The sequence below is a fragment of the Paenarthrobacter histidinolovorans genome (genome assembly GCF_014647595.1).
In the GTDB taxonomy this organism is placed as follows: domain Bacteria; phylum Actinomycetota; class Actinomycetes; order Actinomycetales; family Micrococcaceae; genus Arthrobacter; species Arthrobacter histidinolovorans.
In genome coordinates this window covers 581,390-594,976 of sequence record NZ_BMPM01000001.1, presented here as the reverse complement: position 1 = coordinate 594,976, position 13,587 = coordinate 581,390, and the positions used below count along the sequence as shown (strand labels likewise).

Here is a 13,587-nt window from a genome sequence, read left to right as displayed (position 1 = left end):
GGCGTGGTTTGCGGGATTTGTTGTCTACCGCCTTTTCAAGGGCCAGAAGTAAGCCTTCTGGTTCTGCAGCCCAACCGAGGTAACCGTTGTGCCTATTGAGATCCCCACAGATCTGACACCCGAACTCGTTCCGCTTTCCTGGCTCATTGGTGAGTGGGAGGGCCGCGGCCGGCTCGGCAGCGGCGACGAGGATTCGGAACATTTCGTCCAGCACGTTTCGTTCACCCACAACGGCCTGCCGTACCTGCAGTACCGGGCCGAGACCTGGATCAGCGACGACGCCGGCGCAAAGTTGCGCCCGTTGACGGTGGAGACCGGGTTCTGGGCGCTGGAACGGAAACTTGAGGAAGGCGACGGCGGCCCTGGACTGATTCCGGCCGATATTGTTCCCGTTCTCAAAACGGCAGACGAGGTCGAAGAACGCCGCAACAAGGACGGCGGCTTCGATATCTCCGTTTCGATCGCCCACCCCGGTGGAATCACCGAGCTTTACTACGGCCAGATCAAGGGACCCCAGATCCAACTGAGCACCGACATGGTGATGCGCGGGAGCCACTCCAAGGAATACACTGCAGCCACCCGGATCTTCGGCTTGGTGGATGGCAACCTCCTGTGGCGCTGGGACGTCGCTGCCAACGGAAAGACCCTCGAAGCCCACGCATCGGCGTTCCTGCACAAGGTTTCCTGACCCAAGGGTTCACCGTACGTTCCGCGCAGCACGCCAGGCAGAAGGAGCAGACAGTGACCGAAAATTCCAAGCCCGGGGGTTACGAGGGCCTCAAAGCCGTCTTCTTCAACGGCACGCTGAAGCCCTCCCCGCAGCTCAGCAATACCGATGGCCTGATCCGGATCAGCCGGGACATCATGGAGAAGCAGGGCGTCACAACCAGCCTTATCCGCACTGTGGACCACGACATCGCCAGCGGTGTCTATCCGGACATGCGTGAACATGGCTGGAAGACGGACGAATGGCCTGAGCTCTATCCAGCTGTCCGCGAGGCCGATATCGTGGTGGTTGCCGGTCCCATTTGGTTGGGCGACAACTCCTCCCAGACCAAGAAACTCATTGAGCGGCTGTACGCCCACTCCGGTGAGCTGACCAGCAAGGGTCAATGGGCTTTCTACCCGAAGGTGGGCGGTTGCCTGATCACCGGCAACGAGGACGGCATCAAGCACTGTGCCATGAATGTGCTCTACAGCCTCCAGCACATAGGTTTCACGATCCCACCGCAGGCCGATGCCGGATGGATCGGCGCTGTTGGCCCTGGTCCCAGCTATTTGGATGAAGGATCCGGCGGTCCGGAGAGTGATTTTACTAACAGGAACACCACTTTCATGACCTGGAACCTGTTGCACATGGCCAAGCTCCTGCGCGATGCCGACGGTATTCCCGCTTACGGCAACCTGCCGGAGGAGTGGAAAGCGGGCACCCGGTTCGATTTTGATAATCCCGAATACCGTTGAACCGAAAAATTGCCCAATCCGGAATACCCCTGAGCCGCAAGGACTTCTACTACATATGACTTACAAGAGCCCTCTGTTGTCGCGCCCTGGCGCCGTCGAAGATACCGGCCTGGACGAAGGTGTCGCGGCGCACTATGGCGAACCGTTGCGTGAGCAGCGCGCTTTGGCAGCGGGCACCGCCGTCGTGGATCTTTCCCACCGCGGCGTGGTGACTGTGGCCGGCCCGGACCGGCTGAGCTGGCTGAACACGCTGTCCTCCCAGCAGCTCACCAACCTGCAGGCAGGTGTCTCCAGCGAACTTCTGTTGTTGAGCGTCCAGGGCCGCATTGAGTTCGACGCGCGGGTTATCGACGACGGCGGCACCACCTGGCTGATCGTCGAAGCAGCTGAAGCGGCACCCTTGGCTGACTGGCTGAACAAAATGAAATTCATGCTCCGGGTCGAGATCCACGACGTCTCGGAGCAGTGGGCCGTGGTGGGAGCCACCAAGCCGCTGGAGCAGTTCTCCTCCCGCCTCGTCTGGGAGGATCCATGGCCGCACGTCGGTCCGGGTGGCTACGCGTACAGCATCGTGCCCGAGGAATCGCACCCCGGGCTGGAGCGGCCCTGGTTCGAATACCTGGTTCCTGCAGCTGAGCTTGAGAGTGCGGTGGAGGGTCTCCCGCTGGCCGGCGCCATGGCTGCGGACGCGTTGAGGGTGGCCGCCTGGCGGCCCCGTCTGGGCGCGGAGACCGATGAGAAGACGATTCCGCATGAGCTCGATCTGCTGCGCACCTCGGTGCATCTGAACAAGGGATGCTACAAGGGCCAGGAAACCATCGCGCGGGTGCACAATCTTGGACACCCTCCCCGGCGGTTAGTATTCCTCCAGCTCGACGGTTCCCAGCACACCTTGCCGGCTGTGGGCAGTGTTGTCTTTGCCGGGGAACGCAAGGTGGGTACTCTGACATCGGTGGCGCAGCACTTCGAGATGGGGCCTGTGGCTTTAGCCGTGATCAAGCGGTCCGTTTCGGCGGAGGAAACCCTCACAGTAATGGACGGCGAGGAGCCTTACATTGCAGCCCAGGAAGTGATCGTCGCCCCCGACGCCGGACAGGTTGTCGGGCGCCAGACCGGATTCCTGAAGGGACCCCACCGATGACCCCAAGTGATGGCCCTGCTGCCACCAACCCCCAGACCGGCCCCGATGAGGAGACGCTGGCCTTGGCCCACGCCCTGTTCGACGCCGCCCGCGGGGGAGACACGGAGCTGCTCCGGGGCTACTTGAATGCCGGAGCCCCCGCCACCCTCACCAATGCGGCAGGCGACTCGCTGCTGATGCTCGCGGCCTACCACGGACATGAGGACGCGGTGCAGCTGATCATCCACCATGGCGCGGATGTCAACGCTGCGAACGACCGCGGACAGACGCCCCTCGCTGGTGCCGTTTTCAAGGGATACACCGGGGTCGCCAGGGCTTTGCTGGATGCGGGAGCGGATCCCGACGCCGGGACGCCCAGTGCGCGCGACGCCGCCTCGATGTTCGCCAGGACGGAAATCCTGGCCCTCCTGGGCTGACCCATTCTTCCAAGCAACCCCGGCTGCTGCTGCAGCCGGGGTTCACTTGCACCTGATTACTCCACGTGGAATAGTTGTTGTGGAATATTCTTGATGTGAGGGGCAGGCTGTGGCCAAAAGTGCTGAGTTGACGCCGTTGGGCGTTGCGTCGCTGGCGCTTCTCGCCGAGCAACCCATGCATCCCTACGAGATGTACCAGTTGCTGATGGCCCGTCACGAGGACCGGTTGGTGAAGGTCCGTCCGGGCACGCTCTATCACGCGGTCGGCCGGCTTGAGGAACACGGACTCGTGGAGGCGACAGGGACGGAGCGCGAAGGCAACCGTCCCGAGCGGACCACCTATCGGATTACGGAGGCCGGACACGCGGCGTTGGACGCACGGCTTCAGGCCATGCTCGCCGCTCCCGTCAACGAATACCCCGTCTTTCCCCATGCCATTGCCGAAGCCCACCATCTCCCCGCCAAGGTGGTGACCGGCCTCCTGGAGGACCGGGTGGTCGCCTTGAACGCCGACCTCGACTTCCTGATCCACGCCCAGGAGGCTGTGACGGCCAAGGGGCTGGACCGCAAGTACTGGATCGACATCACTTATCAGCAAGCCATGCTTCGAACCGAGATCGCGTGGATCCGCGGTCTCCTTGAGGAGTTGGGCACCGGGCAGCTGCCTTGGGACGAACCCCGCCCTGCCCTCACCGGACTTTCAAACAAGCCAAAGGAATCCCTTGGAAAACATAGCTAAGCCATGGCCCGCATTGTGGTCACTCGTGGTGGGCTTCTTCATGATCCTCATCGACACCACCATTGTGTCGGTCGCGAATCCGCGGATCATGGAAGGCCTTAACACAGACATCAACGCCGTCATCTGGGTCACCAGCGCCTACCTGCTGGCCTATGCGGTACCTCTTCTCATCACCGGCAGGCTTGGCGACCGCTTCGGGCCCAAGAACCTGTACCTCATCGGCCTGGTCGTCTTTACTTTGGCATCCCTGTGGTGCGGACTCTCCGGTGACGTGACCATGCTGATCGCAGCCAGGGCTGTCCAAGGCCTCGGCGCCGCGATGATGACGCCCCAGACCATGGCCGTCATTACGCGCATCTTCCCGCCGGACCGGCGCGGTGCGGCCATGGGTCTGTGGGGAGCCACGGCAGGCATGGCCGTGCTGGTCGGCCCCATCCTGGGCGGCGTGCTGGTGGACAGCCTCGGCTGGGAGTGGATCTTCTTCGTCAACGTCCCCATCGGTCTTGTCGCTTTCATCCTGGTCACCCGGTTCGTGCCCAAACTGACCACGCACAGCCACTCCTTCGACGTCCTGGGCGTGCTGCTTTCCGCCGTGGGGATGTTCCTGCTGGTCTTCGGAATCCAGGAAGGCCAGACCTACAAGTGGGGCACCGTGACCGGTTTCATTTCCGTGTGGGGCCTGATCATCACCGGCCTTGCGGTTCTGGTGGTCTTCGTCCTCTGGCAGTGGATCCTTGAACGCCGCGGCGGTGAACCGCTGCTTCCCCTGGGCCTGTTCAAGGAGCGCAATTTCTCCTTGGGCAACACCGCCATCATGGCCGTCGGCTTCACGGTGACAGCCTTCCCGTTGCCCACCATCTTCTATTACCAGACAGTCCGGGGCCTGACACCAACGCAGTCGGCCCTGCTCATGATCCCCATGGCAGTGATCTCAGGTGCCCTGGCCCCGTTCGTGGGCAAGCTGATCGACCGGGCCAACCCCCGATGGTTCGCGTCCTTTGGCCTGGTATGCCTCTCCGCGGCCCTGTTCTGGACCGCTTCCTTGCTGGGTCCGGACACTCCCATCTGGATGTTCCTGCTGCCCAGCGCCTTGCAAGGTGTTGCCAACGCCTTCATTTGGGGGCCGGTGTCCAACGCCACCACCCGCAACCTGGAACCGCGCCAGGCCGGTGCGGGCTCGGGCGTCTTCAACACCACACGCCAGATCGGTGCCGTGCTGGGTTCGGCCGCGATCGCTGCCCTGATCCAGTCGCGGCTGGCGGCTGAGCTTCCTGCCGCACCAGCGGGTGCGCCCGTCGGCGAGGTATCCATGGGCGGCACTTTGCCGGAATTCCTGCACGCAGGCTTCTCGACGGCGATGAGCCAGTCCATCCTGCTGCCGGCCTTCGCGATCCTGCTGGGCGCCGTCGTCACCTTGTTCTTCGGCAAACCGAAGTCCGTTTCCGGTTGGGGTGCCAAGCCGCCGGTCCAGGCTGAGGCAGCTGACGCCGAACTCCCGCGCTAAGAGTAGATAGTTTGTCCAGCTGATGCCCGGGGCGGCCGCCTGAAGGGTATCGGCTGGACAAAACTCTGAGCAGAATCAGCCCAGGAGCACGCTCGCGTGGAGCCCGCCCGTGGCGAAGCCAAGGCTGCGGTCCATCGCGAGCGCTCCGGTGTTGCTGACGTCGGCTTTCCATTGCAGGGTCAGCCCCGCAGCGAGGGCTTCGTGCGCGGCGATCGAAGCGGCCAGCGTCCCGATTCCGCGCCTGCGCCACGGGGGAGCCACCAGGACTCCCATGTTGGCCAGGATGCCCTCCCACTCGGAGTAGGCCCCGCAGGCTACAGGGGTGGGCTGCTCCTCTTCCGGATGCATGATGGTGAACCGGTGTTCCAGATTGTGGAGTCCCACTTCATTCACGTCATCCGGAGGGCAGAGTCCTTCAAGACTGATGGCCTCGGGGTTGCCGTGCGAAACGGTGAGGTCCTCGGACGGCTGCTGCAGGGGAAGATCGTCCGCGAAGAACAGGGCCGACGAACCAAGTCCGTGCCCACCGTGCGACCGCGTCAGCGTCAACAACGTCACGTGCTGGGCCAATTCGGTATCGGGGATTCCGGCCGCCGCATCAATCGCCCACTGCGGACCCACCAGGGCCGAGACGCCGAACAAGCGCAGGAAGACCAGCGCCCGGGCTGAGTCGTCAACGCGGATGATCCTGGCGCCAGGGTCGCCCGGAGTAGTCCCCTCAGAGGAGAGTTCGGCAGCAGCGCCGGCGAAAGCGTCGTCGTCGAGCCCCAAATGGCGAGCCCACGCCAGCTGGATGATGGCAGCGGACGTGGGCTCCAGAGTCATGGATTCAGCCTAGCCGAACAGGACCGATGCTTCGTCGTAGCGGTGCTGCGGCACGGTCTTGAGCTTGCCGAGGGCTTCCTCGAAGCCCACGTGCGAGATGTCCGTGCCCTTGAGGGCAACCATGGTGCCCCAGCGGCCTTCGACCACGGAGTCGATGGCAGCCATGCCGAGCCGGGTAGCAAGGACGCGGTCGTAGGCGGTGGGTACGCCACCGCGCTGGATGTGTCCGAGGATGGTGGCGCGGGTTTCAATGCCGGTACGGGCCTCGATCTCCGGGGCCAGCTGGTCGGCGATGCCACCCAGGCGGGGCCGGCCGAAAGTATCCAGGCCACGCTCGGAGTGCGGGGATTCCATGTGGTCCGGAACAAAGCCCTCCGCCACAACCACCAAGGGCGCACGGCCACGGTCGTGGGCTTCCTGGACCCATTCGGTGATCTGTTCGATGCTGGCCTTCTGCTCCGGAATCAGGATCGCGTGGGCGCCGGCCGCCATGCCTGCGTGGAGGGCAATCCAGCCAACGTGGCGACCCATGACCTCGGCGATCATGCAGCGGTGGTGCGATTCGCCCGTGGTGCGGAGCCGGTCGATGGCTTCGGTGGCGATCTGGACTGCGGTGTCAAAGCCGAAGGTGTAGTCAGTGGCGTCGAGGTCGTTGTCCACCGTCTTGGGCACGCCAACGATTTTCAGGCCGGCGTCGGTGAGGCGTTTGGCCGCAGCCAGGGTTCCCTCGCCACCGATCGCGATGATTGCGTCGATCCCCAAACGTTCCATGTGGGCCTTGATGACATCCGGACCGCCACCGTTTTCGAACGGGTTGGTGCGGGAAGTTCCCAGAATGGTTCCACCCTGCTTGGCGATGCCGCGGACCATGGTGCGGGGAATGTCGATGACATCGCCTTCAACCACGCCGCGCCAGCCGTCGCGGAAGCCGACGAATTCCTGGCCGTGGATGGCGATGCCTTTGAGGACTGCTCCCCGGATCACTGCGTTGAGTCCGGGGCAGTCGCCACCGCTGGTAAGAATGCCAATTTTCATGTTTGCTCACTCATGGCTTGGAGGAATACGTGCAAGAGCGCCACGCTGAGCTCCCCATGATTGTAGACGGGCATGTGGGGTGCGACACAAACGGTTACCTTTGAGTCCAACTGTGCGGTGCTCGAAACATGGCCGAAATCAGCAAAAAAGCGCCCCGCCGGTTGACGGGGCGCTTCCTGTGTGTCCGGGTTTGTCCAGCTGGTTACCGGGACCGTTGGCTGATGAAGGATTCGAGGGCGATCTTGCCGTTCTGGTCCGGAAGGATGAGCCAGCCGAGGATGTACACCACCACTGCCGGTCCCGGAAGCAGGCAGAACAGCAGGAAAGCAACCCGGACATAAGCTACGTCCACCCTGAGCTTCGCGGCAATGCCTCCGCATACGCCGCCCAGCCAGCGTTGTGGTCCCCGCTTCAGGCCGAAGCCCCTGACGATGCTGAAGAACTTGTCCATGGCTACACACTTCCCTGTTGTGGTTGCTTTGTCACGTGGATTGGATGGATCAAGGGGCCGGGTTCGTTGATTTCCCGGATCCCTTGCGGGCCGAGAGGAGTCCGCCGACCACCAAGGCGGCGCCGGCTCCGATCATCAGGCCGATCAGCACATACGTACCGTTCAAGGACACCCAGCCAAGAGTGGAAATGATGATCAGTGCAGCCAGAGCCACCACGATCAGCCCCCACACCACGGTTCCAATGCGTGCCTGCGTGGGATCGGCCTCCTTCTCTTGTTCCACCCGGAAGGCAGGCTCCAAGGGAGGCGTCAGGGGGATCTGCTTAAGGCCGGGCTTCGGCAGTGCTTCGGTAGGGCGGGTTCCCTTGGGCAGTGGCTCGGTGGGCTGTGACCCGGGGGTTTCGAAAGGCTCGTTCGTGCTCATGTCAGTTTCCTTCCTTGATGGTCACGTTGCTGAAGGTTCCGTCAATTTCCACAACGAGATTGGCCCCCGGTTTCCCGGTGTTGTAGAGGGTTCGGTCGTCCTGGAGGCGTCCACCCCGGTCGGCCCCGCGCTCGTTCAGGTTGCCGAAGGTCATGTCCGCCTTGACCTCCACTGGAACATCGTCGGGGATGATGACCGTGACGTTGCTGGCGGTGGCGTCCACCGGGACAAGGACCTCGGAGATCAGCGGCGGCGTGGTTGCGACATTGCTCAGGTCCACAGTGCCCTTGGCACCGGTGACACTAATGCCCTGTTTTGCCTGCTCCAAGCTGGTCGGTGCCCAATTGACATCATGGAATGTCCAGCGGTCGCCGTTCCTGGGAACCACGTTGAAGATTCCTCCAATGATCAGTGCGACCACGGCCAGGAAGCCCAGGAATCCCGACGTCCTTCCCCGGAGCCCGGCGATCACAATGCCCAGGCCCAATACGGCTGCGGCCGTAGCCCACACCACAGCGTTGGCAGTGTTGCCCAGGTCGATGACGTGACCGGCGTCGAGGGCCTTCAACGTGCCGCCGGCCAGGAGCGCTGCACCTGCCGACACTGCGACGATGGCGGCGCCGGGTCCTTTGCGTTTGGGCGTGACCGGCTTCGGGGCCCAGCCTTGCGGGGGAGTGGGGCCGTACGGCGGCCGCGGACCTGAAGGAGGGGTCGGCCCGGAACCGTACCCGCCCGGAGCATGGACTCCGCTGCGGGGTCCCGAAGGAGTGCCCGCACCGTAGACAGGTACGCCGGTGTTGCTTGTCGCAGCCGGGGAGGCCGGGTAGGCGGCCGGAGCGCCGTAGGCGGCGGTTCCGCCGGGTGCCGCCGCGTAGTTCTGCGGGCTCATGGGAGTGGCCCCTTTTGACGCCTTGTTCCGCTGGACCAGGTAGTAGATCAGGTAGAAGACACCGCCCATCCAGAACAGCGTCCAGAACAGGCCGGGCAGTCCGTTCCAACCCCATCCCCAGAAACCGCGGCCCAGGCTTGGAAGTCCGATGATGACGGTGATGAGCGCGCCTGTCATTCCTCCCGACCAGCGCCCGGCGCCTGCCTCCTGGACGTGGATCCGGCCGTCCGGTTCGGGCAGGAGTGCCCACGCGATGCCGTAGAGGAGAACCCCGACTCCGGCGAAGAGCGCCAGGACAATGAAGATTCCGCGGACGATCAGCGGATCAATGCCGAACCGGTGGGCCACTCCACTGGAAACTCCGCCGATCCAGCGGTCAGGTCCGCGGCGGATGCCTTGGCTGCGGATCCAGTCGAAGAAGTTCTGTTGGGGCGCCTGGGGAACGTCGCCCGCTGGCGCATAGCTGCCGGCTGCGGGGCCCGTCCCGGCGGACGCTCCGGCGGTGGGCTGGTCCGCAGCCCCGGAGGTTGATCCGGAAGCCCCGGAGGTTGATCCGGAAGCCCCGGAGGTTGATCCGGAAGCGCCGGAGTCGGAAGGGCCGGCGGAGCCGCTGGAGCCGGAAGGGCCGGCGGTGCCGGGCGTTCCGGGTTCCTCTGGGTTCATGCTGTTCGCGTTCATACTTCGATCCTGCCGTCCAGGCCTGCTTGCCCTCTACTGGGGGATACCCTGAATGATCCCTGAGAGAGCCCCTGACCCTGCCGGAATCCGGTTCGGGGAACCCTGATCCGTGTTTGGATTGGTACATGACAACCGCCGTTGAACGCCCCCCGCTGGTCCGCAGCAGCGACCGCATGATCGCGGGCGTCTGCAGCGGACTGGCGGATCACCTGGGGTGGCCGGTCAAGTTCGTGCGGCTGGGCATGGTGCTGGCCTGCTTTGCCGGCGGCGCAGGCGTGGCGTTCTATGCGTGGCTGTGGACCATGGTTCCCACCGCGGATGAGAGCGCCAAGCGCAATGCCCGCCGTCCGGCGTCGCCCATTGCTCCTGCCGTCAGCCTGCCGCCACTGCCGGCCGGCGGCGCCACTGCGGCCCGGCCGCAACAAACGTACGACGCCGGACCCGCACCGGCGGCTTTCAGCGGACCGGCGGTGGCTGGTGCGGCGGGTGGTGGCTCGGTGGCGGCCGGAACCACGGGGCCGGCCGCAGCAGTTGCAGAGGACGTCCCAAATCCGCCTGGAAGCTGGTGGGACGGCAACCCGCTGGGCTCCTGGTTCTCCTTCCGGAAGATCCAGTACGGCAAGGAGATCCTCCTCGGTGCTGCGCTGCTGCTGGTGGCCGCCATCCTGATCGCCCGCCAATTCGGTGTTGACGTACCTTTGGGGACTTTGATTCCCGCAGCGGCCATCCTGGGTGGAGCGGCCATCGCGTGGATGCAGCTGGATGAAACCCGCAGGGCGGGCCTGGTGGACAAGACAAAAGCGGACCAGGCCGGTGGCTGGGTCCGCCTCGCAGCGGGCCTGGCGCTGGTTGTGGCAGGCGTCCTGGTGATGGTGTCCGGTTCGGGCTCGTGGGAACAGACCTGGCTTGCCCTGCTGGCCTCCGTGGCTGTCCTGGGTGGCGTTGCCTTGGTGTTGCTGCCCTGGGGGCTGAAGTTCTGGAAGGATCTGGAAACCGAGCGGGCCGGACGTGTCCGTGAGACCGAGCGCGCCGAAATCGCCGCCCATCTACATGACTCTGTGCTCCAGACACTGGCACTTATCCAGCGGAGGGCGGGATCCGAACAGGACGTCGTCCGCCTTGCACGCGCACAGGAACGCGAACTGCGGGCCTGGCTCTTCAGCGACCCGGCCAAGGAAACAGGCCTCCTGGCTGAGCGGATCAAGTCGATCGCGGCCGAAGTTGAGGACTCCCACGGCAACGCAGTTGAAGTGGTCACAGTGGGCGATACCGAAATGACGGAACGGCACGAGGCCCTGGTGCAGGCGGCCAGGGAAGCGATGCTCAATGCGGCCCGGCATGGTGGCGGAACGGTCTCGGTTTACCTTGAGAGTACCGAGGGCAACACTGAGATCTTCATCAAGGACCGGGGTCCCGGTTTTGTCCTTGACGCCGTGCCCGACGATCGACTGGGCGTCAAGGAATCGATCATCGGCCGAATGAAACGGCACGGTGGCACCGCGGTCATCAACAGCAGCAGCGACGGCACGGAAGTCCGGTTGGCCCTACCGTCGGCTCCTTCGGATGCGGGTGAGCAGCGAAAAGGTGAAACCCTCGTCAGTGAAGCCCGAAGCAGTGAAGCCCGAGCCAGCGAAACCCGAAGCAGTGAAACCCGAGCCAGCGAAACCCGGAACGGAGAAATGAAGCAATGACGATCAACCCCGATGGTGGCCCAGGACGCAGCGTACGCGTGGTGATCGTGGATGACCACACCATTTTCCGCTCCGGGTTGAAGGCCGATCTTGACGCACGCATGGACGTGGTGGGCGAAGCCGGCACGGTGGAGCAGGCCATTGCGGTGATCGCGGAGACCCGCCCCGAGGTGGTGCTCCTGGACGTTCACCTTCCCGGGGGATTGGGTGGCGGCGGCCGTGAAGTCATCGCCGGTTCCTCCGCTTTGCTGGGCACCACCAGCTTCCTGGCCCTGAGTGTTTCCGACGCCGCGGAGGACGTGGTTTCAGTGATCCGGGCCGGAGCCCGCGGTTACGTTACCAAGACCATTTCCGGCAAGGAGATTTCCGATGCCGTGATCCGGGTTGCCGATGGCGACGCCGTGTTCTCCCCACGGCTCGCTGGATTCGTGCTGGACGCGTTCGGGACGGCTCCGGCGGACATCGCCGATGATGAACTGGACAAGCTCTCTGCCCGGGAACTCGAAGTCATGCGGCTCATCGCCAGGGGATACAGCTACAAGGAAGTTGCCAAGGAGCTGTTCATCTCCATCAAGACGGTGGAAACGCATGTCTCGGCTGTCCTGCGGAAGCTCCAGCTCTCCAGCCGCCACGAGCTCACCAAGTGGGCCGCAGAGCGACGCCTCCTCTAACGCCCGCTCACATCCCAGGCCTTAAACGCGAACGCTCTCCCACCTGTCCTGGTGGGAGAGCGTCGCTTGGCTGTTGCTATTTGGCCTTGCCCAGGAATTCCTGGATGCGGCGGACACCCTCAGCGAGGTCGTCATCGCCCAGCGCGTAGGAAAGCCGGACGTAGCCCGAAGGGCCGAATGCCTCGCCCGGAACCACGGCCACCTCGACTTCGTCGAGGATCAGTGCGGCGAGTTCAGCAGAAGTGGTCGGCCGGACCGGACCGTTCGAGGTCTCGAACTCCTTGCCCAGCAGCCCGCGGACGTCCGCGTACACGTAGAAGGCGCCGGTCGGCGTCGGGCATTCAACGCCGTCAATCGCGTTGAGGCCGGCGACAATCGCCTTGCGGCGGCGGTCGAAGGCAACCTTCATCTCGTCGACGGCGGTCAGCGGACCCGTGAGGGCAGCGGCGGCTGCGATCTGCATGATGTTGGAGACGTTGGACGTCGCGTGCGACTGCAGGTTGGTGGCGGCCTTGATGACGTCCGTGGGGCCGATCATCCAGCCCACGCGCCAACCGGTCATGGCGTACGTCTTTGCCACGCCGTTAAGGATGACAACTTTGTCGCCAAGCTCCGGGGCCGCCGTGGCGATGGAGGTGAACTCCACGCCGTCGTAGGTCAGGTGCTCGTAGATTTCGTCGGTGACAACCCACAGGCCCTTGGCTGCAGCCCACTTGCCGATCTCCGCAACCTGCTCCGGGCTGTAGACGGCGCCGGTCGGGTTTGACGGAGAAACGAACAGGAGGATCTTGGTCTTGTCCGTGACGGCGGACTCAAGCTGGTCAATCGTCACCAGGTAGCCCTGCTCCGGGCCGGCGAAAACCTCGACAGGCACGCCACCGGCCAGGCGGATGGCCTCCGGGTAGGTGGTCCAGAACGGGGTGGGGATGATGACCTCATCGCCCGGATCCACCAACGTGGCGAAGGTGTTGTACACAGCCTGCTTGCCGCCGTTGGTCACCAGGACCTGGGCCGGATCAACCTTGTAGCCCGAGTCCCGGAGGGTTTTGTCGGCAATGGCTTTCTTCAGTTCCGGCAGCCCGCCCGCGGGTGAGTAACGGTGATACTTCGGCTGCCCGGCTGCCTCGATGGCTGCCTGGACAATGTAATCGGGAGTGGGGAAATCCGGTTCCCCGGCACCGAAACCAATCACGGGACGACCCGCGGCCTTCAGTGCCTTGGCCTTGGCGTCAACGGCAAGGGTGGCGGACTCGGCAATGGCTGAGATTCGCTGTGAAATGCGGGCGGCAGTTGTTCCGGCAGACATCTATGTACCGTTCTTCGCAGGCAGCTCGTGGGCTGGATGATGGGATTCGACGTAAACTACCTTATGCTGTTCTGCGGAGCTCCCGCGTGCCCACCCGGCTTTGTGACTGATAATGCTGGTCACAGGCCGAAAAGGGGACTGGGAGGTCCGGAACAGGGCCGGTTCGACTATCGCGAAATTCTTGCGTAGACTGGTTCACCGGTGTTGAAAAGCATCACAGGCTGAAGTGCGGCCTGAAACATGGATTCGATCCATAGGGTAGTGGCGCAATTGGTAGCGCAGCGGTCTCCAAAACCGCAGGTTGCAGGTTCGAGTCCTGTCTGCCCTGCGCAAGCTGTTCCGGCGGAAACGCC

14 protein-coding genes and 1 tRNA gene are annotated in these 13,587 nt (G+C 63.9%); 9 read left to right on the top strand and 6 right to left on the bottom strand.

Annotated elements, in window-relative coordinates; all coding sequences use genetic code 11:
- Positions 1-88: 88 nt before the first annotated feature.
- The 6 genes from IEY62_RS02750 (at position 89) to IEY62_RS02725 (ending at position 5,264) form a co-directional block, all read left to right on the top strand.
- Complete coding sequence (locus IEY62_RS02750) at positions 89-688, top strand: nitrobindin family protein (protein WP_018776715.1); 600 nt, start codon at positions 89-91, stop codon at positions 686-688.
- 53 nt (positions 689-741) lie between these two features.
- On the top strand, positions 742-1,464 hold the full coding sequence (locus IEY62_RS02745; RefSeq protein WP_189013682.1) for a flavodoxin family protein: 723 nt from the start codon (positions 742-744) through the stop codon (positions 1,462-1,464).
- 55 nt (positions 1,465-1,519) lie between these two features.
- Positions 1,520-2,605, top strand: a complete 1,086-nt coding sequence (gene ygfZ, locus IEY62_RS02740) for a CAF17-like 4Fe-4S cluster assembly/insertion protein YgfZ (protein WP_189013680.1) — start codon at positions 1,520-1,522, stop codon at positions 2,603-2,605.
- Positions 2,602-3,021 carry an ankyrin repeat domain-containing protein gene (locus IEY62_RS02735; RefSeq protein WP_189013678.1) on the top strand — a complete coding sequence of 140 codons (420 nt, stop codon included), beginning with the start codon at positions 2,602-2,604 and terminating at the stop codon, positions 3,019-3,021. Before ygfZ ends, IEY62_RS02735 begins: the two co-directional genes overlap by 4 nt.
- Positions 3,022-3,130: 109 nt before the next feature.
- The gene (locus tag IEY62_RS02730; RefSeq protein WP_189013676.1) at positions 3,131-3,760 is read left to right on the top strand and encodes a PadR family transcriptional regulator; all 630 of its coding nucleotides are present in this window, start codon (positions 3,131-3,133) and stop codon (positions 3,758-3,760) included.
- Positions 3,744-5,264: a DHA2 family efflux MFS transporter permease subunit gene (locus tag IEY62_RS02725; protein WP_189013674.1), complete on the top strand. Its 1,521-nt coding sequence runs from the start codon at positions 3,744-3,746 to the stop codon at positions 5,262-5,264. The genes IEY62_RS02730 and IEY62_RS02725 overlap by 17 nt, the downstream gene beginning before the upstream one ends.
- Before the next feature lie 75 nt (positions 5,265-5,339).
- Here the strand turns inward: IEY62_RS02725 and IEY62_RS02720 are convergent, their stop codons facing one another.
- The 5 genes from IEY62_RS02720 to IEY62_RS02700 form a co-directional block, all read right to left on the bottom strand.
- A complete protein-coding gene (locus IEY62_RS02720) occupies positions 5,340-6,089 on the bottom strand; it encodes a GNAT family N-acetyltransferase (RefSeq protein WP_189013673.1) in 750 nt (249 codons plus the stop codon).
- A gap of 9 nt (positions 6,090-6,098) precedes the next feature.
- Positions 6,099-7,124, bottom strand: a complete 1,026-nt coding sequence (locus tag IEY62_RS02715; protein ID WP_018776708.1) for a 6-phosphofructokinase — start codon at positions 7,122-7,124, stop codon at positions 6,099-6,101.
- Between the two features lie 202 nt (positions 7,125-7,326).
- Positions 7,327-7,575 (bottom strand): PspC domain-containing protein, encoded by a 249-nt coding sequence (locus tag IEY62_RS02710; protein WP_189013671.1) that lies wholly within the window; start codon positions 7,573-7,575, stop codon positions 7,327-7,329.
- Between the two features lie 49 nt (positions 7,576-7,624).
- On the bottom strand, positions 7,625-7,999 hold the full coding sequence (locus IEY62_RS02705) for a hypothetical protein (protein ID WP_189013669.1): 375 nt from the start codon (positions 7,997-7,999) through the stop codon (positions 7,625-7,627).
- Position 8,000: 1 nt separating this feature from the next.
- Positions 8,001-9,566 (bottom strand): PspC domain-containing protein, encoded by a 1,566-nt coding sequence (locus tag IEY62_RS02700; protein WP_189013667.1) that lies wholly within the window; start codon positions 9,564-9,566, stop codon positions 8,001-8,003.
- 125 nt (positions 9,567-9,691) lie between these two features.
- Between IEY62_RS02700 and IEY62_RS02695 the strand changes: the two genes are divergently transcribed.
- Both IEY62_RS02695 and IEY62_RS02690 read left to right on the top strand, forming a co-directional pair.
- Positions 9,692-11,257, top strand: a complete 1,566-nt coding sequence (locus IEY62_RS02695; protein WP_229785011.1) for an ATP-binding protein — start codon at positions 9,692-9,694, stop codon at positions 11,255-11,257.
- A complete protein-coding gene (locus IEY62_RS02690) occupies positions 11,254-11,928 on the top strand; it encodes a LuxR C-terminal-related transcriptional regulator (protein WP_189013663.1) in 675 nt (224 codons plus the stop codon). Before IEY62_RS02695 ends, IEY62_RS02690 begins: the two co-directional genes overlap by 4 nt.
- Positions 11,929-12,004: 76 nt before the next feature.
- Here the strand turns inward: IEY62_RS02690 and IEY62_RS02685 are convergent, their stop codons facing one another.
- Positions 12,005-13,234: a pyridoxal phosphate-dependent aminotransferase gene (locus IEY62_RS02685; protein ID WP_189013662.1), complete on the bottom strand. Its 1,230-nt coding sequence runs from the start codon at positions 13,232-13,234 to the stop codon at positions 12,005-12,007.
- 255 nt (positions 13,235-13,489) lie between these two features.
- Between IEY62_RS02685 and IEY62_RS02680 the strand changes: the two genes are divergently transcribed.
- Positions 13,490-13,562: transfer RNA gene (locus IEY62_RS02680), tRNA-Trp, on the top strand.
- The last annotated feature ends 25 nt before the right edge of the window (positions 13,563-13,587 follow it).